The following is a 22128-nucleotide window of genomic DNA, read 5'->3' on the forward strand; positions in this document are numbered from 1 at the left end:
TGCGGCCGAGCTCGCGCCCGTCTGCGTAAACCCTCCTCGAGAACGGGCCCGCGGACATCGGCTGATCGACCTATGTCGCTGGTCCACCCCCTCGGAGGGAGTCCGCTCCTCGTGTCGCGGCCGCCGACGCGCGTCCCGCGCGTGAGGAGCAGAGCGGGGTCGGCCGACTTGCGGGGCCGTAGGGCATCGGGGGTGTGCGGGGGCGCCGTGGTGCTGCAGCCGGAGAACTTCTGGGGGGTGTGAACCGGTTGCTGTCCGGTGCCGTTCTCAGCGGTGGAGGCTCCGCCTTGTATGCGGAAAGCCTCATTGCGGTCGGCCCGACTCCCCCTGACGGCCGGGCGCGCACCCGTGCCGCCGCCCACCTGGCGGCGGCACGGGCGCCACAGCCCCAGATTCCCAACGTCTCAAGAATCATCTCCGGCAACAACGACGTCGAGGTGGTGCTTGGGCGGCAAGGTCGACGAAGCGTGATCTTGCACCAGGACAGCCGCGGAGGATGATTCATGGGCCAGTCGATCACCCAGGCACCGGACACAGCCAGTGTGGCCGCCAGGCGAGGGACGTACTCCAAGGGTGGGGCGCCCAGGCTGGAACCCGTGGCGATCGTCGGTATCGGGTGCCGTTTCCCCGGTGGCGTCTGCGACCCGCGCAGCTTCTGGGAGCTGCTGGTATCCAGGACCGACGCGATCGTCGACGTGCCGCAGGACCGCTGGAACGCGGACGCCTTCTACGACGCCGACCCTGCAACACCGGGGCGGATGACCGTACGGCAGGGCGGCTTCCTGCAGTCGCCCGTCGACCGGTTCGACGCGGGCTTCTTCGCCATGCCGCCGAGGGAAGCCGCCGCGCTGGACCCCCAGCAGAGGCTGCTGCTCGAAGTCGCCTGGGAGGCGTTCGAGGACGCGGGACTGGCGCCGGAGCGGACCGCCGGAACCGGCGTCGGGAGCTATGTCGGGGGCTTCACCTTCGACGCGGCGACAGCCCAGCTCGGCGTCGGCGAACGTGACCTGATCAGTACGTCCACACCGACGGGGGTCAGCATGACCATGCTGGCTGCGAGGCTGTCGTACGTTTTCGACTGGCGCGGCCCTTCCCTGACGATGGACACCGCCTGCTCGTCCTCCCTGGTGGCGTTCCACCACGCCTGCGTCGCCGTGTCCCGCGGTGAGTGCGACATGGCCGTGGCCGGAGGGGTCAACGTAATGACCAATCCGGTCACCACGATGCTCATGTCGAAGGGCCAGTTCCTCTCTCCCGACGCGCGTTGCAAGTCCTTCGACCACCGTGCCAACGGCTATGCGCGCGGTGAGGGCGCGGGAATCCTCGTACTCAAGTCGCTGGCCGCCGCAGAGCGGGACGGCGACCGTGTCTACGCGGTGGTGCGCGGCACCGCCGTGAACCAGGACGGCCGCACGCCGGGTATCACCGTTCCCAGCGTCGACGCGCAGCGGGCGGTTGTCCGCCAGGCGTGCGCCGCCGGCGATGTCGACCCCACGTCGATCGGGTACTACGAGGCCCACGGTACGGGTACCGCCGTGGGCGACCCCATCGAGGTGACCGCCATCGGCAGCGTACTCAGCGACTCGGACCGTACTCACTGGATCGGGTCGGTGAAGTCCAACTTCGGGCACACCGAGGCGGCGGCCGGAGTGGCCGGCGTGATCAAGGCGGTGCTTTGCCTCGAACGCGGACTCATACCCCCCAACCTGCACTTCGAGAAGCCGAACCCGAAGATACCGTTCGACTCCGTGCCGCTGCGCGTGCCCACCGAGGAAGTCGCCTTCCCTGCCTGGGACGGGCCGCGCCGGGCCGGAGTGAACTCCTTCGGGTTCGGTGGCACCAACGCGCACGCCGTCCTGGAGCAGGCTCCCACTGCTTCCGCCACCTCCTTCGCGACCGAGGGGACGGACGGCGAGGCCCTTGCCGCGGACGACGACGGCACTCCCTGCCTGCTTCCCCTCTCCGCCCGCAGCCCCAAGGCCCTGCACGCCCTCGCCGACCAGTACGCGGAGTTGCTGGAGCGGCCAGGCGCGCCGTCCCTGCGCCGGATCTCACGGGCCGCCGCGACCCGGCGCCAGCACCATCCTCTTCGCACCTTTGTCGTCGCCGACGGCCCGACGCGGGCCGCTGAGCAACTGAGGCAGCAGCGGGAGGCCGGTCCCCGCCCCTCCGCCCGGCCCGATGTGGCGTTCGTCTACACCGGTATGGGCCCGCAGTGGTGGGGCATGGGCGGTGAACTCCTGCGTACGTCGGCGCGGTTCGACGAGACCGTCACCGCGTGTGACGAGATACTGGCGCGCTTCGGCCTGTCGATACGCGCCGAGCTACTGCGCCCCGAGCCTGATTCACGACTGACGCAGACGCTGTACGCACAGGTCGCCAACTTCGTCGTACAGGCAGGACTCACCGCGGTGTGGCGGGAGTGGGGCGTCGAGCCCGCGGCCATCGTCGGGCACAGCGTCGGGGAGGTGGCCGCCGCCTACGCCGCGGGCGTGTACTCGCTCGACGACGCACTGACGATCTCGTACCACCGCGCCAGCCTCCAGGCACGCCTCGCCGGCCGCGGAGTGATGGCTGCCGTGGACATGCCGGAGGAGAAGCTCCGGCCTCACCTGCCGACAGGAGTGGGCGTCGCCGCGGTCAACAGCGCGACCGCGACCACTCTCGCGGGCGACGCGGGTGCCATGGACGAGGTCACCGCACGCCTTGAGGCCATGGGCGCCTCGGTGAAGCGGTTGCGGGTCGAGGTGGCGTACCACAGCCACCAGATGGACGAGATCCGGGAGCCGCTGCTTGCCGCCCTCCGTGACATCCGGCCCCATGGGACGAAGGTTCCGCTGGTGTCGACCGTGACGGGTGACCGGGTCGACGGGACCGAACTGGACGCGGAGTACTGGTGGCGGAACGTACGCCGGCCGGTCCGGTTCGCCGACGCCGTGAGCCGCCTGTCGGTGCTCGGGACCAGCGCTGTCGTGGAGGTCGGCCCGCACCCCGTACTGGCCACGGCGATCGACGAGGCACTGTCCGGACGCGGCCGCGAGCTGGTACGGGTGGCCTCACTCCGACGGGACCGGCCACAGCGGCGGCAACTCCTGGAAGCTCTCGGCACCCTGTACACGGCGGGCGTCGAACCCGACTGGGAGCAGGTGCACCCCGGCACGCGCGATCACCTCGATCTGCCCCGTTACCCCTGGCAGCGGGACCACCACTGGAACGAGTCGGCGGCCGGAAGGGAGGCGCGGCTGGGCGGTGACGGCCCCCGGCTGGCGGGCCGAGGAGTCCAGGCCCCCACGCCGGTCCGGGACGTCCAGTTGTCCACGGCCGAGTTCCCGTACCTGCCCGACCACCGCATCGGACAGACCGTGGTCTTCCCCGGCTCGGGATATCTCGAAGCGGCGCTGGCGCTGTTCCCCGACGAGACCCCGGTCTCCTTCGAGAACGTCGTCCTCCAGCGTCCGCTGATCCTTTCGCCACAGGTCGTCACGACACTGCGCACGGCTTACGACCCGGAGAGCCGGCTGGTCACGCTTCACTCCAGGGCACGCGCCGACGAACCGTGGACGCTCCACGCGCGGCTGCGACGCCCCGAACTCATCCGCCCCCGGGCACCCGAGCCCCGAACCGGGAACCTGGCGGAACTGACAGCAGGTCTTCCGCGCTGGGACCGCGACGAGATCTACGCCCGGCTGGACGACACCGGTCTGGAGTACGGTCCGGCGTTCCGGGCCGTCGAAGGTGTCTGGCACAGGGAGGCGACCGGAGAGATCTTCGCGGAGCTGCGCACCGGCACCGTCGACACCGAGGGGTACCGCCTGCACCCGGCGCTTCTCGACGCCGCCCTGCAGGCCATGATCGCCGGGGCGCTGCGTTCGGCCGACGAGGTCGCGGGAGCCACGTTCGTTCCGGCCGGCATCGCCGAATTCCGCTTCCACCGGGCGCCGGGTGAACGACTGTGGGTACACGGGCGTGACCGCCGCAGCACGGTCGAGGGACGTATCGAGTGCGACCTCACCCTGGTCACCGACGACGGCGAGGTGGTCGCGGAGGTCTTCGGACTGCGCGCCCAGCGCATGGCCGACGGCCGGTCGGAGGAAGGCACGGGCCTACCGGAGAGGTACTACGAGCACGTCTGGCTGCCTCGTCCCCTCGAAGCGGCGGGCGGCGTTGACGGCACCTGGATCGTCGTCGGCGGGGCCCAGGACGTCGCAGGACTCGTTCAGGAACTGGAGGCGCGGGGCGGCACGGCTGTCCACGTCTCACCGGACGAGGGCGACGGGGGCGGCTGGCCGGAGCGGGTGGCCGCGCACGTCTCACACGTGCCGTCCAACCGCGGAGTGATCTACGTGAACCCCCTGGCGCAGGGCGACGACGCCTCGGCGTGCTTCCCCGTCGCCGACCCGCTGCGGCTGGTGCACGCCCTCCCGGCCTCGCACTCCGCCACGCGGCTGTTCCTGGTGACGGCGGGTGCCCAGAGTGTGAACGGGGACGACGCCACGAGCAACCCGTTCGCCGCGTCCCTGTGGGGTCTCGGCAGGGTGATCGGCGCGGAGCGGCCCGAGCTGCGCTGCCGTCTGATCGACATCGGCGCGGACACGTCAGGCACCTATGACGGTTCCTCCGTTGCCGTGCTCGTGGACGAACTGACCCACGACGGCCTGGACGAGGTGGCACTACGTGGAGCCGACCGGTACGTACGCCGCCTTGAGCACTCCGGTGACCGCTCCCCGCTGCACCACGTGACGGTGCGCACCGAACAGACACCGGTACATCTGAACACCGACGGCCCCGGGCTGGACGGCCTGCGCTTCGCGGCGACGGACCGCCGTGCGCCCGGCCGGGACCAAGTGGAGATCGCTGTCTCCCATGTGGGCCTCAACTTCAAGGACGTGCTGAAGGCGACCGGCCTGCTGGCACCCGCGGCGAGGGAGGGCAGCTACTCGCAGGACACCCTCGGTCTTGAGTGCTCGGGCACAGTGGTCCGGGTCGGCGACGCAGTCTCGGACGCAGCCGCAGCACTACGCGTCGGCGACGAGGTCTTCGTCCACGCCAGGGACCTGTTCTCCTCCCACGTGACGGTCGACGCCGTCCGCGTGGCCAAGAAACCGTCGGCACTCTCACCGGCCCAGGCAGCCTCCCTGCTGCCCGTGATCACCGCGCACCAGTCCCTCGTACGGCTGGCCCGGGTACGCGAGGGGGAACGGGTCCTGATCCATTCGGCGACCGGCGGGGTGGGCCTGGCGGCAGTACGCATCGCCAAGACGCTGGGTGCCGAGGTCTACGCGACGGCGGGCAGCGAGGACCGCAGGGAGTTCCTGCGTGGCGAGGGAGTGGCAGGCGTCGCCGACTCGCGCTCGACGTCCTTCGCCGACGACATCCTGCGCATGACCGACGGCGAGGGCGTGGACGTAGTCCTCAACGCGCTGGCCGGCGAGATGCTCCAGAAGAGCCTGGGGCTGCTGCGCTCGTTCGGCAGGTTCGTAGAGCTGGGCAAGGCAGACATCGCAGCCGACCACGCCCTGCGGCTGGCACACTTCCACCGGGCACTGTCGTTCCACGCGTTCGACTACGACCGGATGATGCTGCTGGACCCCGAGGCCGTCCATACGTGCATGCGTGAGATGGCCGAGTTGTGCGAACGGGGCGAGTTCGAGCTGCCGCCGGTCACCTCGGTGCCCGCCGGACAGGTGGACGAGGCGTTCCGGTCGATGGCGGGACGCGATCGCATCGGCAAGACGGTCGTGAGCGTCGGCCGGGAGTCGGTGACCGTACCGGCGGCCTCCCTGGCGGCCGCTACGTCCTCCGCCTCCGAGGCCACGCCCCCCGTCCGGCACGACGGCACCTACCTGATCACCGGCGGCCTCGGCGGCCTGGGACTTGTGGCGGCCGAGTGGCTCGCGGAGCAGGGCGCGCGCCACCTCGTCCTCCTGGGCCGTAACGGCGCAGCCAACGAAGAGGCCGAGCAGGTGGTAGGCGATCTGATCGCTCGGGGCGTCGAGGTACGTGTCGAGAAGGCCGACATTGCCGACCGTGCCACGGTGACGCAGCTGTTCGCCCAGCTACGCGCCGAACTCCCGCCGCTGCGCGGGATCCTGCACGCGGCAGCGGACTTCGACGACGTGGTGCTCGCGGACACGAACCCGCCGCGGCTCCTCGCGGCGACCCGTCCGAAGGCGGACGGCGCCTGGAACCTGCACCTCCAGACGCAGACGGACGACGGCCTCGACTTCTTCCTGCTCTTCTCCTCGATCGCCGCGCAACTCGGCGCGGCGGCGGCGGGCGCATACGCGACCGCCAACGAGTTCCTCAACGGCCTGGCCCGCCACCGCCACTCCCGTGGGCTGCCCGCGACCAGCGTGGGCTGGGGCATGATCGACACGGTCGGCGTGGCGGTCAGCCGGAACGGAATCGTCGGAAACATCCTGCGCCGCAACGGCCACATCGGACTGACGCCCGCCCAATGGACGGCCGAACTGGACACTCTGCTCCGCACGCGGCCCGTCGAGGCATCGGTGGCCATCGTCGACTGGCAGAGCTGGGCACAGGCCAACCCCCAGCTGGCGTCACTGCCGGCCCTCCGCTCGCTGGTGCCCGAAAGCGGGCGGGAGAGCCAAGGCGAGTCATCGGTGCCGCGTCGCCTGCGGCAGGTCACAGGAGACGAACGCCTGCACCTCCTCGCCGAACATCTCGTACCCCTGCTGCACCGGGTGACAGGACTGTCCCAGGAACAACTCCGCGATCAGCAGACGGTGGACATCGACTCGCTGACCGGCGTCGAGCTGCGGGTGCTGCTCCAGAACAACCTCGGGGTATCGATCCCGGCGGTACGGCTCCTGCGCGATCTGTCGGTGGACCGGCTGGCCGCCCTGCTGGCCGAGGAACTGGAGAAGGAGCCGACGGACAGCTTCCGCCCACAGGAGCGCCTCAGCGCGCACACCTTTCCGTCGGCCGACGGCCTCACCGTCCACGGCCACCTCAGCGTCCCCGCAGGACCAGGACCCCACCCGGCGGTGGTCGTGTGCACCTCCGGCGCTGGTGGAGCGCTGGACGACAAGGGCAGGTACGCGGGCGTCAGCGAACACGCTCCCCTGCACGCCGCCGGCTTCGCCGTCCTCACCGTCGACCAGCGCGGAGCTCCGGGCCACGGCGACGAGTACGCGGCCCGGGGCGAGATGGGCGGCGGGGACATCGACGATGTCGTGGCGGCGGCCCAGTACCTCGCCGACCTGCCGCAGGTCGACGCCACACGGCTGAACATCCTGGGCACCAGCCGGGGCGCGTACTCCGCCCTCCTGGCGCTGGCCCGCGAACCCTCACTGTGGCAGCGCGCGGTCCTCATCATGGGCCTGTACGACCCGGCGCGGCTGGTCGAGGCGGAAACGTCGGACCCCGGCACCCTGCTCCCGTCCCACTCCGATGTCAGCCCCGACGAGATCCGCGCCTACTTCGCCGACCCGCGACGTCAGCCCCTGCGCTCCTTGGACGCGGTCAGGACACCGCTATTGCTCGTGCACGGCGATGCCGACGAGGTGGTACCCGTATCGCAGGCGGAGGAGCTGGCCGAGCGAGCGCGTCAGCTGGGCCTCCCCGCACGTCTGGTGACCGTTCCCGGTCTGGGCCACGACAACGAGCACGCAGGCGAGGACTGGCCCGAACTGTGGTCCCGGATCGGCGAGTTCCTGGATGGCCGGGTATGACGGGTCAGAGCGTCCACACGGATGCGGTGATCATCGGTGCGGGTATGTCGGGCCTGTGCCAGGCGGTGGAGTTGAGCAAGTCCACGTTGGACTTCGTCGTCCTGGAAAAGGCGGACGGCCTCGGCGGAACATGGCGCTACAGCACTTATCCGGGCGCTTCGTGCGACGTCGAGTCCCACCTGTACTCGTACTCGTTCGAGCGCAACCCGGGCTGGAGTTCCACCTACGCCAGGCAACCCGAGATCCTCGCCTACCTGCACAGGATGGCCGAGCGACGCGGGCTGCTGCCGCACATCCGCTTCGGCACCGACGTGACGGGCGCCCGCTGGGAGACGACAACGGGCAGATGGACGGTGACGACGGCGGACGGGACGGCATACGTCAGCCGCTTCCTGATCCTCGGCGTGGGGGGCCTGCACATGCCGCTGACGCCGGCGCTGCCGGGGTCGGACGAGTTCACCGGAGCGGTGTGGCACTCATCAGGCTGGAACCATGATGTCGACCTCACGGGCAAGCACGTGACGGTCGTGGGAACGGGTGCCTCCGGTGTCCAGATCATCCCCGAAGTGGCGGCGCGGGCGGCCCGGCTGACGGTCTTTCAACGTACACCGGCCTGGGTGCTGCCCAAACTGGACACCCCGCATCCTGCCTGGCGCAAGAAACTCTTCCGCGCTCTGCCGTGGGCACTGGCCCTGCACCGACTACGCATTGACGTGGCCCGTGAGAAGCGAGGCATCGGTTTCCACCACCGCCCGGACGCGCTGAGGGTGGCGGAGGACGTGGTACGCCACCAGATCGACGAACACATCGACGACCCGGACCTACGCCGGAGGCTCACCCCGGCCTACCGCTTCGGGTGCAAACGGGTGCTGCTGTCCAACGACTACTACCGGTCCCTCAACGCCCCTCACGTCCAGGTGGTCTCCGGCAGCCCGGTCGCCCTACGCCCCCAGGCAGTCGTGGACGAGACCGGCGCAGACCACGAAACCGACGTGATCATCTACGCGACCGGCTTCGACCTGGCAGGTTCCTTCAACCGGATACACATCGAAGGAACCGGTGGACGCCTGCTGAAGGACACCTGGCACCGCACCGGCATGAGCGCCTACAACGGCGTCGCCGTATCGGGCTTCCCCAACATGTTCCTCCTCCTGGGCCCCAACGGTTTCGTCCCCTACACCGGCGCAGTACAGAACATCGAGGCCCAGGCTCGCTACGTCATACGAGCCATGCGAGCCGTCCGCTCCTCCCGCGCACGAGCCCTCGACGTACGCCCGGCCGCCGAACAAGACTTCCAGGGCGCCGTACGCGCGCGGTACGACCGCACGGTGTGGGCCGTGGGCGGCTGCCGGAGTCAGTACGCGTCGGACTCGGCCGCGGGGACGGTCCTGTGGCCGGACTCGACGTGGGCGTATCGGTGGCGGCTACGGAGGGTGCGCAAGGAGGATTACGAGTTCCAGCGGTAGGTCATGTCCGCCGGAGTACAACGCCGGTGCGTCGAGGCCGCGTGCGCCTCTGCCGAGGGGGCGGTGAACAAGACCTTCAGTGAATGAGGTCAGGTGTTCGGTGGCGAGGTCCTCGCCACCGCGATCCTCGACCGGCACCTGCGCCACTGCGACGTCGTCCCGATCAACGGGGCCCCGGCCACCGACTCAAGGACCGCCTCAGGGCCATCGAACGGGAAACCGGCATGACCTGACCACTGGTCACGTAGTCGTACCGGCCCGGTCGCATCGGAGAGTACGAGGACACTCCGGGCGTGTGAACGATCGAGGTCAGACCTCGGTGGATCCGAGCGTCAAATGGCCGGCCTGCCCGAGGGATTCCTCCGTCTGTGCCAGCAGTGCCCGGGCCTTGCTCTGGACGGCATCCAGGGCGTCCGCGCCGGCGACGAAGCGCAGCGGCGGTTCGTCCTGGTCGGCAATCGTCAGCAAAGCCCGGGCGAGCTTGGCGGGGTCGCCGGGTTGCTTGCCGTTCAGGCTCTTCCACGTCTCGGTCATCAGGGCGGTGCGCGGGGCGTAGTCTTCGATGGACAGCTCGGGCCAGACCCTGGAGCCATCCGCGAGCAAGTCGGTCCGGAAGAAGCCGGGTTCCACGACTGTGGTGCGGATACCGTAGGGGGCCACGTCGTAACGCAGGGCCTCCATCCAGCCCTCCACACCGAATTTGGATGCGGTATAGGCCGCAGTGAACTCCATACCACTCACGCCGAGGGCCGAGGTGATGGTGATGACGTGGCCGGCACGTTGCTGACGCATCGCGGGCAGAATGGCGCGGGTGACGTTCATGGGTCCGAAAAGGTTGGTCTCGATCTGCTGACGCAGTTGGGCAGGCGAGATTTCCTCAAAGTAGCCGGGGAAGAAATCCCCGGCATTGTTGACCAGGACGTCGATGCGGCCGAAGCGGTCGAGCGACGCTTCCGTGGCTGTTTGAGCATCCTCCAAGCTGGTGATGTCCAACGTGGTGACCAGCAGGTTGTCCTGCGGCCCGCCCAGGGTCTTCTCGATGTCCTCAGTGCGGCGGCCCGTGGCGACGACCTGATGGCCGACTGAGAGGGCTTCGCGGGCGATGTTCCTGCCCAGACCGCGTCCTGCACCGGTGATGAAAACAACCTTGCTCATGAGTGTTCCCTGTGGATGTGAGGCGGTCCGGGAGGACCGGGTACAGCTGATGGGTGTTTTCCGTTGATGGCTCGAAAGGAATGGCCGCCCGGTCCTCCGGTATGTTCCGGCCACTGATCGGGAACTGCGGTCAGCGCTGTTCGGGGACCTGTCGGCGAAGTGTTCTTCGGGGCACGGAAGCGCTGGTCACGGTGGAACGGAGCGACGAGCGTGAGCGCGTCCGGCAGACGGACACGGGTCGGCATCGACGCCGGCGAGGGGCATCACCGGGCGGTAGCGGTCAACGCCGACGGGGAGACGCTGTTCTCGACGAGAGTGGTCAGCGATGAGGCCCGGATCCTCACGCTCATCGAGACCGTCCGGGAGCGGGCCGACCAGTGCGGTGGACGGTGGACATCTCCGGTCGGGCATCCACTCCGCTGCCGGCCTTGCCGGCCACGCACGGCCAGAGCGTGGTCTACGTGCCCGGGCGCACCGTCAACCGGATGACCAGTGCCTGCAAAGGCGAGGGAAAGACCGACGCGAAGGACGCGCGGGTCCTTGCTGACCAGGCCAGGACGCGCCGGTACGAAGAAGCGGGCCGCGAAGCTGGTCTGCGACCTCGCCCACCAGCTTTCCGGCTTCGGACGAGCGGATCAAGGACAGCGACCGGGAGGTCCGCGAGACTTTCCGCACCGCCGACCGTGCCGAGATCATCGAGTCCATGCCCGGAACGGGCCCGATTCTGGACGCTGGGCCTGTCGCCGTCGCGGGTGACCTGACCGGCAGTGGCCGAGTACGATGCCGCGGTCCCCGGCCTGCATGGTTCCCGCGGGCGCTACGGTGAAGTCCTGCCACTCGGTGGCGAATCGGGAGAACACGTTCTCGGGTATCTGCTCGCGTCCCCGGTACGTGCCTCCGTAGTGCAGACCCGGCGGGACGACCCATTCGATGCGCTCGTCGAGTCCCGCGAGCAGCGCGGGGACGTCGCCCTGGGCGAGGGAGCTGTGCAACGCCTCCACCACCGCACACCCTGTGGCGGTCTGTTCGTCGTGCTGGTGCGTGGTCATGTGGTGTCTCCGTGCTGTGTCGATGGGCGGCCGGCGCATCCCGGCAGCCCGCGGCGGCCCGGAACGCGGGTTCCGGGCGTTGCGGCCGAGCTCGCGCCCGTCTGCGTAAACCCTCCTCGAGAACGGGCCCGCGGACATCGGCTGATCGACCTATGTCGCTGGTCCACCCCCTCGGAGGGAGTCCGCTCCTCGTGTCGCGGCCGCCGACGCGCGTCCCGCGCGTGAGGAGCAGGGTGCGGACATGTCCGGGACACGGGAGAGGGACGGTTACGCTGGGGCGGTGGAAGACATTCGGTTGGCCGAGGTGCTGGCTGCGCTTTCCCTGACAAGCGACTTGGCCGCGGGCATGACCTTCGAGAAGGGGCTGCGCACCTGCGTCGTCGCCACGGTGTTCGCCCGAGACGTCCTGGCGGGCGACCGGGAGACCTGCCGGGCGGTCTACGAGACGGCGCTGCTGCGCTCGGTCGGCTGCACGTCCTACGCTCCCGAGCTCGCGGGGGTCTTCGGCGACGAGGTGGCGTTCCAGAGCGCGCTGAAGCACCTCGACCCGGGTGACGACGCGCCTTTGGCCGAGCAGTTGCTCCGGCTCGGGGGCTGGACGCGCGAGAGCGCACAGCGGTTGACGGACACACTGACCGAGGTGCTGCCCACGGTCGGTGTGGAGGCCATGCGCAACGGCTGCGAGGCCAGTCGGGCTCTCGGTTCGGGTCTCGGCGTACTGCCGCGGACCCTCACGGCGTTGGACGACGTGTACGAGCGATGGGACGGACAGGGCATTCCCCTCGGAACCGCGGGTGAGGACCTGTCCTTCGCCGCCCGGGTCGTCCACGTGGCCGAGCAGGCTGTCCTGGCCCATGCGAAGGGTGGTGAACCGGCCGCCGTCTCGGCGGTGGTCAGGCGCGCCGGCGGCCACCTGGACCCCGACCTGGCCCGTGCGTTCGCGGCCGACGCCGCGAAGCTGCTCGCCCCGCTTCGTGAGCCCGACGCCGTCGCCTCCGCGGTGGCCGTCGAACCGCCCCCGTACGTCAGGGTGTCCGCCGGGGAGATCTCCGGCCTGTGCGCGGTTCTCGGCAGGTTCGTCGACCTCAAGGGCACGTGGCTGGTCGGACACAGCGAGCACGTCGCGCGGCTGGCGGAGAGTGCCGGCCGGCTGGGGGGCCTCGGCGCCGACGAGGTGACCCGGCTGCGTTGCGCGGCTCTGCTGCACGATCTGGGGCGGGCCGGGATCTCCGCCGACGTGTGGGACCGGGCGGGACCGTTGAGCACCGCCGACATGGAGCGGGTGAGGATGCACACGTACTGGACCCAGCGTGTGCTGGAGCGCGTGCCCGGGCTCGCCGAGCTGGCACCGATCGCCGCCGCACACCACGAGCGCCTCGACGGCAGTGGCTATCACCGCGGTGACTTCGGGACCCGTACCTCTCCCTCGGCCCGCATCCTCGCCGCCGCCGACGTGTTCGCCGCACTGACCGAACCGCGTGCGCATCGGGAGGCCCTCACCGTCGACGAAGCCGCCGGACACCTGACGCGCGAGGCGGATTCCGGCGCCCTGGACCGTGTCGCCTGCGACCTCGTGCTCCGGGCGGCGGGTTCACGGCAGTCCCGGCCCCGCTGCCCGGCCGGGCTCACGGCGCGGGAGGTCGAGGTACTGCGACTGGCCGCCCGTGGACTGACCAACCAGCAGATAGGCGCCGAGCTGTCCATATCGAGCCGCACCGTGGGCCATCACCTCGGGCACATCTACGACAAGACCGGGCGGCGGACCCGGGCCGGGGTGGCTGTCTTCGCCATGGAGCAGCAGCTCCTGCCCTGACCGCCGACCGGCCTTCGCGGTCGTGGGCACCGGCGGCTGGAGCGCCGGTCACCGGAGTCGGTCCGTCCGCGCCCGTCAGGATGCGCGTCCTGTGGACCCCCGGCTCGCGCCGGCCCACGGGGCTCGGACGCCTGGACAGGGTGGGACACGGCAGAGGAACGGATCCACCCTGGGGGCACTGGGACCAGGCTCCCAGCCGCTCGGGAGCCTAACCTGACCGACATGACAACCTCGAAACTGGGCGACTACCTGCAGGGTCGGCGCGCGCAGGTGACGCCGTCGGACGTCGGTCTGCCCCAGGACGGGCGTCGACGCGTCCCCGGTCTGCGCCGTGAAGAAGTCGCGATGCTGGCCCGCATCAGCGTCGACTACTACCTGCGACTGGAGCAGGGCCGTGAGCGACGCCCGTCCACCCAGGTCCTGGACGCCCTGAGTGACGCGCTGCTGCTGGACAACGACGGCCGGCTGCACCTCTACCGGATCGCGGGCATGACCCCGCTCCCGCGCCACGAGGGCAGCATCGAGCGGGCCGATCCCCAGCTGCTGACGATGGCCGAACTGTGGGACCGCACGCCGGCCCTGCTCCTGGGGCGGGCGTACGACGTCCTGGCCATGAACACGCTGGGACGGGCCGTCTTCCCCCACCTCGAACCCGGCAGGAACCTGCTGCTCGCCATGTTCCTCGACCCGTCGGTCCGCTCGTTCCACGCGGACTGGGACAAGGCCGCCGCCAACGCGGTCGCGGGATTCCGCTTCCTGGAGGGCGCCCGGCCGAACGACCCGCGGATCCACGAGGTGCTGCGGACCGTCACGGAGAACAGCCGCGAGTTCGCCGACCTCTGGCAGAGGCGGGACGCACGGGGCAAGAGCGACGCCGCGAAGGTTCTGCTGCATCCCGACGTCGGCGAGCTCACCCTGCGCATGCAGACCTTCGACGTACGCTCCGCCCCGGGACAGCAGTTGGTCGTCTACCACGCCCAGGAGGGCACCCGGACCGCGGACGCGCTGCGCCTGCTCGGCTCGCTGGCGGCGACCACCCGTTCCGGGCACCAGGAAGACTCGCCGAAACGGATCACGTGAAGGCGCGGGCCCGCTCCCGAGCCCTGGCCTGTGTCATCTGTGTCCCCGTCCTCATCGCGGGAGGTCTGACCGCCTGCGCCGCAGTACCGGACGGCGGGAGACCCCCGGTCTCCGACGAGGCCGCACAGCGCGGCCGGCCACAGCCCCCGTCCACCGCGACACCACCGCCCGTCGCGACACCGCGGACGCGCCAGGCAGAGGTGACGGACGCCTCACCGCACCCGTACGTCGGAATGTGGGTGACGGCCGACGGGCACATCCGCCAGGAACTGCTCGCGAACGGCCGCTACGACGAGGCCCGCGGAGACCGGGAGAGCGCTTACACGGGCTCCTACCGGGTCTTCGGGACCCGGATCGAGTACGTGGACGACACCGGGTTCACAGCGGACGGGACGTTCGACGGAGACGTACTGCACCATGGGGGCTACATTTTCCATCGCGAGGGCGGCGACGCGCGCGAACGGAGCGGGGAGGGACGACGCTGAAGGACAACCCCTCGGGGCGGGGACCGAGCACATGCCTGACGGCAGGGAGTCCGGACGGGCCGGTGCGGCTCACCGCTGCCGCAACCGCTTCGGCGGGACCTCATGAGGACGCGGCCGCGGCGCCGTCCGGCCGGCTCGGGAACGTGACAGGCCGCTGGGCAGGCAGTTCGCGGCTCGCCGCGAACGGGAGCCCGCCGGCCCGCGTCCCCGCGGCCGTCTCCGCACTCGCGTCGATGGGGATGCCCCGACACCGGCTTTCGCCGACCCTGTTCGCGGTCGTGCACACGGTGCTGATGCTTCTCACGGTCCCGACACTGGAGGAGCCGCCGAGCACACTCGCGTGGATCACCGCTTGCTCCGCCACGGTGTTGACAGTCGCGGCGCTCGCACGACGCGACCGGACGCCGCTCGCCGCTCTGGGCGCGATTCTCGCGGTGTCGGTGCTGGGGCAGATTCTGACAATTCCCGACATGCTGGGCCTGATACCCGGGCTGGCGGTCCTGATGGCGATCTTCTCCGTCACCACTGTGAGCGACTGGACCGTCGCTCTGGGCGCGACCGTCACCGCGGCAGTCGTCCAGCCCCTGCCGATGGCCGTACGGCATGGCTTCGACGGCGTCTCCTTCTCCGACTGGCTCATCGCCGTCGGCCTCTACCTGATGGTGTCGGCTCTCGGCGCGGGCCGCCGGCACCGGCTGCGGGAACGGCAGGCGGTGGAAGAACGACTGGCCCGCGCCGCGCAGGAGCGCGCGCAGGCCGCCGATACGGAACGGGAGCGGCTGGCGCAGGAGTTGCACGACATCAGCGCGCATCACCTCACCTCGGTCGTGGTGTCCGTCGAGGCCGCCCGCAGGCTCGGTGAAAAAAGACCCGAACTGGGCGCCGAAGCGCTCGCGTTCGCGAGCCGCACGGCCCGCGAGACCCAGTCCGCGCTGCGGCGTCTCGTGGAGGTCATGCACGTGGGCGGCACACCGGCTCCCGCCTCGATGACCGCTCCGATCGAGGCCCTGATCGCCGGCTTCGGCAAACTGGGCCGTCCCATCTCCGTCTCGCTGCCCGCCGACCTCGCCGGCCCCACGGCGGAGGCGGTCCACGGCATCGTCCGGGAGGCGCTGACCAACGCCCTGCGCTACGCACCGGGCGCCTCGGTCGGCGTCCGGGCGGAGCGGGCCGGGGACGTCCTGCGGCTGACCGTCGACAACGGCAAGCCACCCGGCGGCACCGGCGGCGACAAGCTGGGCCTCGGCTCCGGCCGCGGAGTGGCGGGGATGCGTCAGCGCGCCGCTGCCGTCGGAGGGCAGTTGTCCGCGGGGCCCCGCCCCGGCGGGGGCTGGCGCGTGGAGGCCCTGCTCCCCGACGCCCCGCCCGCACGGCGGCCGGTCGGGGGACGGCGGCGCGACTTCACCCGCGAGCAGCGGATCGCGGACGGGGCGGTCTTCGGCTCGGCCGCCGTGCTGTCGTGGAGCGTCGCCCTGATGAACGCGAGGAACGCCGGTCACGGAGTCCAGGTGTGCCTGCTGCTCGCGCTGGTCCTGACCGTTCACGCGCTGCCGCTGTTGTGGCGACGGCGTGCTCCCTGGCTGGTCCTCGCGGCGGTCGGGGCCACTGCCCTGGTATGGCCGGTGCTGCTCCGCGGCAATGTGCTGCCGCCGTCCGGCGCGGCCTTCCTCGTGGGTGGCGGAGTCGTCGAGCTGGCCGCCGTCTATGCCGTGGCGGCCTACGGCCGAGCCCTGAGACCCGCGACCGCGCCCGCCGCCCTGCATGCCGGGCCCCCGGCGTCACCTGTGACGTACCCGTCCGGTTCGCGGCTGTCGTACCTGTCGGTCCCCGCGGCGACCCTCGCGTTCGGGATCTCGATGGCAGCCACCCTGGCCGCCGACGGAACGCTGCTCGGCGAGCCGATCGTCTCTCTTCCCGCGCTTTTGCTCTACGGGTTCTTCACTCTCGTCGTGCTGTTCGTCTTTCTCGGCCTGGGCTTCACGGCCGTGTGGGGAGCGGGGTGGCTGATGCACAGGCGCCGCAGGCGGGAACTGAGCAGCCAGGACGCGGCGCTCACGGCCCTGTTGGCGCAAGCGAGGGAGCGGATCCACAGCGAGCGGCAGCGGGTCGCCGGCGGTCTGCAGGAGACGGTGTTCCAGCAGACGACCCGGGTGATCTCCTCGGCGGAGGCGGGCAGCCTGGACGACGTCGCCGCCGCGTCGAGGGCGGCGCTGGCCACCATGCGTCGACTGCTCGGGAGCCTCGACGCGGGCAAGGCGCCCACGGTGCCTCGGGGAACCGCCGCGCAGGGCGCTTTTCGCACATAGGAGGAGCCGGCGCGATGCGCCACTGTGCGGGTGACCGCCTTCCGGCTTGCCCGCTGAGGGTGAGCCGACTCGCTATGCCCTGCGCACTACCTCCGTGGGAGGATGTGCGAGAGCGGTGAACCCGGCACGGACAAGGCAAGGAGAAGCGCCATCAGTATTCGTCTGCTGGTCGTGGACGATCAGGCGATCGTTCGCGCGGGCTTCGTGGCGATCCTGGGCGCCGAGGACGACATGGTCGTGGTCGGCGAGGCCGCGGAGGGGGACACGGCGGTGTCCATGGCCGCCGAACTCGCTCCCGACCTGGTGCTGATGGACATCCGAATGCCCGGCATGGACGGGCTGACGGCCACCCGGCTGATCACACGTCACAGCGGCGGTACCAGAGTCCTGGTGCTCACCACGTTCGACCTCGACGCCTATGTCTACGAAGCGCTGCGTGCCGGAGCCTCCGGCTTCCTGCTCAAGGATTCCGAGCCGGACGACCTGCTGTCCGCGATACGGATCGTCGCCTCCGGCGACGGCGTGCTCGCGCCCGCGGTCACGCGACGCCTGATAGCGGCCTTCGCCCACGGCGCCCCTGTCCATGCGAACGTGGCCGAAGTCCTGGACCGCCTCACCCACCGCGAACGCGAGATCCTGGTGCTGGTGGCCACGGGCTTGAGCAACGCGGAGATCGGAGCGCGTCTGGAGCTGACCGTGGGCACGGTGAAAGTGCATGTGAGCGCGGTACTCAGCAAACTGGCTCTGCGGGACCGCGTCCAGGCGACCATCTTCGCCTACGAGAGCGGACTGATCCGTCCGTCGGGGACGCAGGCCGACTGAGGAGCGCGGGCCGCACGTCCGCGCGGCGGCGGGATCGTAGCGCTGTCCGTCCCGCCCGGCGCACGGTGGCGCCGAGCGGGACGTGAGCCCGGCACGACCGACATGCCGCCCACGAAGCGGGGCGACCACCCGCAGGCCGACGCGGGATCGTGGGGCCACCGCCGTAGAGCCGCCCTGGTTCGGGCGGTGACGTGCTGCCCGCGAACATGCGGGGCGCGCGGTTTCCCACCGCCTCCGGCCCGGTGCGCACCTGTGGTTCACGACGTTCCCCGTCGAGGCGGGTAGACCAGCGACATAGGTCGATCAGCCGATGTCCGCAGGTCGGTTCTCCAACAGAATCTGTAGAGGTGGAGCACGGACCCGATCGCCCGGCCGCGGCCGGAACACCGGGCTCCCCGTTGCTCCCCTCTACGCACCGCAAGAGAAAAGGACCCATCGTGGCAACCACGCGCTCAGCACACACCGTCTGGGAAGGCGGCCTGCTCACCGGAGGCGGCATCGTCACCTTCGACTCCTCCGGCACCGGTTACCGGCCGGTGTCGTGGCCGTCGCGCGCCGAGCAGGCGAACGGAAGGACCAGCCCGGAGGAGCTGATCGCCGCGGCCCACTCCAGTTGCTTCTCCATGGCACTGTCGCACGGCCTCGAAGAAGCGGGCACCCCGCCCACCGGGCTCGTCGTCTCCGCCGACGTGACGTTCCAGCCCGGCGAGGGCGTCACCGGCATCCACCTCACCGTCGAGGGCACCGTCTCCGGCATCGACAACGACGCGTTCGTCGCCGCGGCGCAGGACGCCAAGATCAACTGCCCGGTCAGCAAGGCCCTGGCGGGCACGACGATCACGCTCTCGGCCAAGCTCGTCTGAACCGGACCCCAAGTCTCTACCGGACCCTGTGTCTCCAGGGGTACCGCGCGCCGCGGAGGCGCGCGGTACCCCTTGGCTTGAGCGCCGCCAGGGCGGGCACGGCCTGTGCCCGGGCACGGAGCGGTCACGCAGACCGGCGCACAGGGACGGGCTCGGCGCCGCACAGGTGTGTGCTGCGGCCGGGTGGCCGGGCCCGGTCGTTTGGGTGTGGCTGATCGTGTTGTCGTGGTGGCCGGTGCCGTGTGGCGGTTCGGGTCGTGTTCTGGCGTGTGGTGGTGGGGTGGTGCGAGGTCTCAGCCCGGGTGCATGACGCAGCTGACGTACTGCCGCCTCTTCGAGCAGCTCCTCCACGCCACCACTACGGCCACCACCGACGACGACGCCGGCGCGGCCGAACTCGGCGCCGCCCGTGACCTGCACATGGACGACGCGAGCCCACGAGCCGCCGTCCTCCGCCACCGAACGCAGACACACTGCGCCTGGCTCCGCGCCAACGAGGAGCGCCTCCGGCTCCAGCAGACGTGGCACCGGTTCTTCGCCGACGGCCAGTACGACGTCCTCATTACGCCCGTCGCTCCCACTGCGGCGATCCCGGCCGGGAGCCGCTCCCTCATGGTCGATGGCGTCGAGCGGAGCTTCTTCGACCAGACCGGTTGGGCCAACCTCACCAGCCACGTCGGTCTGCCCAGCTTGGTCATGCCTTTTGCGCGCGGCGCCGAGGGACTCCCGATCGGTGTGCCGCTCGTAGGCCCGGCCTATGCGGACCGGAGCTTGCTCGCGCTGGCCGAGCGCCTGGCACCCCTGCTCAAAGGGACGGCCGAGGGCGTCATCGCACCACGGAGCGGATGACCTCTGCGTCGCCGCTGTAGGCGACGGCGCCTTCATCGTCGGCAGGCGACCGCCCTGCGGTGCCACGCGTGAGGACCGCTCCACCGTACTGGTTGAAGAGGCGCTCGGCTCGCGCCAGATCCTCCGGGGTGTCCACCGCTACACCGTCGTCCAGGACAGGGACCATGTGTACGGCGTGACCGTGCTCGACGAAGCGCAGCATCTTCAGCGGTGTCCGTCAAAGCAGAACAAGCTCACGTCGGGTTAGACCGATTCTGTCTAAGTAGACTTGGACACGTCGTGGTCGATCTAGGTTGGTGGAGAGTTCCGGTGCACGAGAGCATGCTTGCCAAGCCCGAGGACGTGGTCGACCGTGATCGGGAGTGGGGTTTGCTGACCGAGTTCGTCACGGATCCTGATCCGGCGATGCGTCTGGGGATCGTGTCGGGGCGTCGGCGGCACGGGAAGTCGTATCTTCTGCAGGCGTTGTCGGAGCGGGTCGGGGGTCTGTACGTCACCGCGGTGCGGGAGGAGGGGCGGCTGCCGGCGATGCGGCGGTTCAGCGATGCCATCGCGGCTCACGCGGGTCTGCGGCCCGGCACGCTGCGGTTGACCGACTGGCGTGAGGTTCTGTCCAACGCCCTCGATGTCACCGTGCGTTCACAGACTCCGCTGCTGGTGATCGACGAGTTGCCGTATCTCCTCCAGCACTCTCCCGAGATCCCGGGCCTGCTTCAGCAGCTCTACGACGAGCGCCAGCGGGGCACCGGGGCCGGCCCCGGAGCGCGGGTGATCCTGTGTGGGTCCGCGATGAGCGTCATGCACGAACTGCTGTCGGGAACGAAGCCGTTGCGCGGCCGTGCGGTGATCGATCTGAGGCTGGGGGCCTTCGACTACCGGGCCTGCCGTGCCTTCTGGCAGATCGGCGACCCGCTGACCGCCCTGCAGGTGGACGCCGTCCTCGGCGGCGCTCCCGGTTACCGGCCGGTGGCTGCCCGCCCGCACCCGGACGACGGCTTCGTCTCCTGGCTCACGCGGACGCTCCTGGACCCGGGGCGGGCGGTGTACTCGCGAACGGAGACGGAGTATCTGCTGCGCGAGGATCCGCGGATCACCCAGCACACCCTCTACTACGACATCCTTACGGCGATCGCCCAGGGTGCCACCACCCCCACCAGGATCGGCGCGGCCCTGGAACGCCAGCGCAACGCAGTCACCCACCCGCTCGACGTCCTGGAGTCCACCGGCTACATCCGGCGCGAGCAGGACATCCTGCGTCCCCGCCATCCCGTCATCACGCTGGCCGACCCCGTCATCCGCTTCAACCAGCTGATCACCCTGCCGCAGGCGGCCACCGTTGAAGAGGGTTTCGCCGAGGAGGCGTGGCAGGCCGCCGCGCCGACCTTCAACTCCAAGATCCTCGGCCCCCACTTCGAGGACCTCGCCCGTACCTTCACGCGCCGCTACGCCCACACCCTGCTTCCCGGCGGCCTGCCCGGTCCGGTCGGTACCACCGAAGTGGCGGACCCCGGGGCCCGCACCAAGCACGAGGTGGACGTCATCGCCCTGGCCCTGGGCGAGCGCCCGCAGGCCCCCCGGGCCCGGATCGCCCTCCTCGGCGAGGCCAAAGCCACCGCTGCCCGCCGCGGCACCGGCGACCTGCAACGCCTGGAACGCATCCGTACCCTGCTTGCCGACCAGGGGTACGACACCACGGGCACCACCCTGGCCCTGTTCTCCCTGCACGGGTTCTACCCGGACCTGATCGACTCCGCGGCCGGCCGCGACGATCTGCTCCTGGTTGATCTGGCGACTCTCTATGGGGTCGGGTAGCCACCACTCCTGTCGCAATGACAACGGCGAACTCGGCGGCGTGGTGGGGTGCGCCCTCGCACAGCAGCGGCGGACCGTGGGCTGCCAGGCGCGGCCGATGCCGATGAACAGCCAGCCGGGACTGTAAAGACAACGGATGATCCGCCCAGCAAGGAGGAGAAGCCAAGTGACGGATCAGAGCCCGGGACGTCCCTCGGGGTGGGTGTGGGGTGGTGTGGGCTGGAGAGCGTGACTCCATTATGGCGGCCGGAGAGGTGGTGCGGGTCATGATGTGCGAGCCGGCGTCCGGAGCGAGCGGGGGCGGATCCCCGGGCGAGCTGGTTGCCGCAGTCTGCTCAATCAGCCCTGAACAGGACGGACTCTCGGCCTTGACGCTCGTTTGACGCTCTGGGCGTCTGCACGAAGGACGATGAGTCGAGAAACCGGCTCTGACCAGGGCTTTTCTGGGACCCGTTCAGGCCGACACCTTTCCGATGACGCATCATGTGGAGTGCGTGGCGATCCTCGAGCCTGCGGCAAAGGGGCCATGACCTGGGGTTTTCCTAGGTCGCTCAAGGGTGGACAGGTGTCCTCGACCTGTTTTTCGAAGCACATCATGTTGAGCGTGTTGTGCTCGTTGAGCCCGCTCGTGACAGCACCCGACCTGCGATTTTGGCAGGTGCGCGGGGTGTGCGGGGCAGGCGTGGGGGGGGGGGCCCCCCCCCCCGGGGGGGGGGGCCCCCCCGCGGGGGGGG

13 protein-coding genes and 2 pseudogenes are annotated in these 22128 nt (G+C 70.3%); 12 read left to right on the top strand and 3 right to left on the bottom strand.

The window, feature by feature from the left end:
* Positions 1 to 503 precede the first annotated feature (503 nt).
* The 3 genes and pseudogenes from ORI94_RS31935 to ORI94_RS31945 all read left to right on the top strand — a co-directional run.
* Entirely contained in the window at positions 504 to 7694 is a 7191-nt protein-coding gene (locus tag ORI94_RS31935; RefSeq protein ID WP_266082093.1) for a type I polyketide synthase, read from the top strand.
* Complete coding sequence (locus tag ORI94_RS31940; protein WP_266082095.1) at positions 7691 to 9160, top strand: flavin-containing monooxygenase; 1470 nt, start codon at positions 7691 to 7693, stop codon at positions 9158 to 9160. The genes ORI94_RS31935 and ORI94_RS31940 overlap by 4 nt, the downstream gene beginning before the upstream one ends.
* A gap of 66 nt (positions 9161 to 9226) precedes the next feature.
* A pseudogene (locus ORI94_RS31945) lies at positions 9227 to 9393 on the top strand (ATP-binding protein); the annotation flags it as partial.
* Positions 9394 to 9469: 76 nt separating this feature from the next.
* Here the strand turns inward: ORI94_RS31945 and ORI94_RS31950 are convergent.
* A complete protein-coding gene (locus ORI94_RS31950; RefSeq protein WP_266082099.1) occupies positions 9470 to 10315 on the bottom strand; it encodes an SDR family oxidoreductase in 846 nt (281 codons plus the stop codon).
* A 210-nt stretch (positions 10316 to 10525) separates the two neighbouring features.
* Between ORI94_RS31950 and ORI94_RS31955 the strand changes: the two are divergent.
* Positions 10526 to 11081, top strand: a pseudogene (locus ORI94_RS31955) (IS110 family transposase); the annotation flags it as partial.
* Here ORI94_RS31955 and ORI94_RS31960 read toward each other — a convergent pair.
* Positions 11008 to 11364, bottom strand: coding sequence for a nuclear transport factor 2 family protein (locus ORI94_RS31960; protein WP_266082101.1), 357 nt, complete (start codon positions 11362 to 11364; stop codon positions 11008 to 11010). The pseudogene ORI94_RS31955 and the gene ORI94_RS31960 overlap by 74 nt on opposite strands.
* Positions 11365 to 11710: 346 nt before the next feature.
* On the opposite strand from ORI94_RS31960, the gene ORI94_RS35420 reads away from it, so the two are divergent.
* The 7 genes from ORI94_RS35420 to ORI94_RS32000 all read left to right on the top strand — a co-directional run bounded on the left by ORI94_RS35420 (position 11711) and on the right by ORI94_RS32000 (position 19582).
* Positions 11711 to 13177 carry an HD domain-containing phosphohydrolase gene (locus ORI94_RS35420; RefSeq protein ID WP_323056109.1) on the top strand — a complete coding sequence of 489 codons (1467 nt, stop codon included), beginning with the start codon at positions 11711 to 11713 and terminating at the stop codon, positions 13175 to 13177.
* Between the two features lie 222 nt (positions 13178 to 13399).
* Positions 13400 to 14257 carry a helix-turn-helix transcriptional regulator gene (locus ORI94_RS31975; RefSeq protein WP_266082103.1) on the top strand — a complete coding sequence of 286 codons (858 nt, stop codon included), beginning with the start codon at positions 13400 to 13402 and terminating at the stop codon, positions 14255 to 14257.
* Positions 14258 to 14457: 200 nt separating this feature from the next.
* Positions 14458 to 14742, top strand: a complete 285-nt coding sequence (locus ORI94_RS31980; RefSeq protein WP_266082170.1) for an Atu4866 domain-containing protein — start codon at positions 14458 to 14460, stop codon at positions 14740 to 14742.
* A 233-nt stretch (positions 14743 to 14975) separates the two neighbouring features.
* The gene (locus tag ORI94_RS31985) at positions 14976 to 17048 is read left to right on the top strand and encodes a sensor histidine kinase (protein ID WP_266082105.1); all 2073 of its coding nucleotides are present in this window, start codon (positions 14976 to 14978) and stop codon (positions 17046 to 17048) included.
* 150 nt (positions 17049 to 17198) lie between these two features.
* Complete coding sequence (locus ORI94_RS31990) at positions 17199 to 17870, top strand: response regulator (protein ID WP_266082172.1); 672 nt, start codon at positions 17199 to 17201, stop codon at positions 17868 to 17870.
* 437 nt (positions 17871 to 18307) lie between these two features.
* Positions 18308 to 18733: an OsmC family peroxiredoxin gene (locus ORI94_RS31995; protein ID WP_266082107.1), complete on the top strand. Its 426-nt coding sequence runs from the start codon at positions 18308 to 18310 to the stop codon at positions 18731 to 18733.
* Between the two features lie 306 nt (positions 18734 to 19039).
* Positions 19040 to 19582 (top strand): amidase family protein, encoded by a 543-nt coding sequence (locus ORI94_RS32000; protein ID WP_266082110.1) that lies wholly within the window; start codon positions 19040 to 19042, stop codon positions 19580 to 19582.
* On the opposite strand, the gene ORI94_RS32005 is transcribed toward ORI94_RS32000, so the two are convergent.
* A complete protein-coding gene (locus ORI94_RS32005) occupies positions 19560 to 19784 on the bottom strand; it encodes a hypothetical protein (RefSeq protein ID WP_266082112.1) in 225 nt (74 codons plus the stop codon). The genes ORI94_RS32000 and ORI94_RS32005 overlap by 23 nt on opposite strands.
* A gap of 119 nt (positions 19785 to 19903) precedes the next feature.
* Between ORI94_RS32005 and ORI94_RS32010 the strand changes: the two genes are divergently transcribed.
* Entirely contained in the window at positions 19904 to 21394 is a 1491-nt protein-coding gene (locus ORI94_RS32010; RefSeq protein WP_416237938.1) for an AAA family ATPase, read from the top strand.
* Positions 21395 to 22128: the final 734 nt, after the last annotated feature.

Source organism: Streptomyces sp. NEAU-W12, assembly GCF_026242095.1.
In the GTDB taxonomy this organism is placed as follows: domain Bacteria; phylum Actinomycetota; class Actinomycetes; order Streptomycetales; family Streptomycetaceae; genus Streptomyces.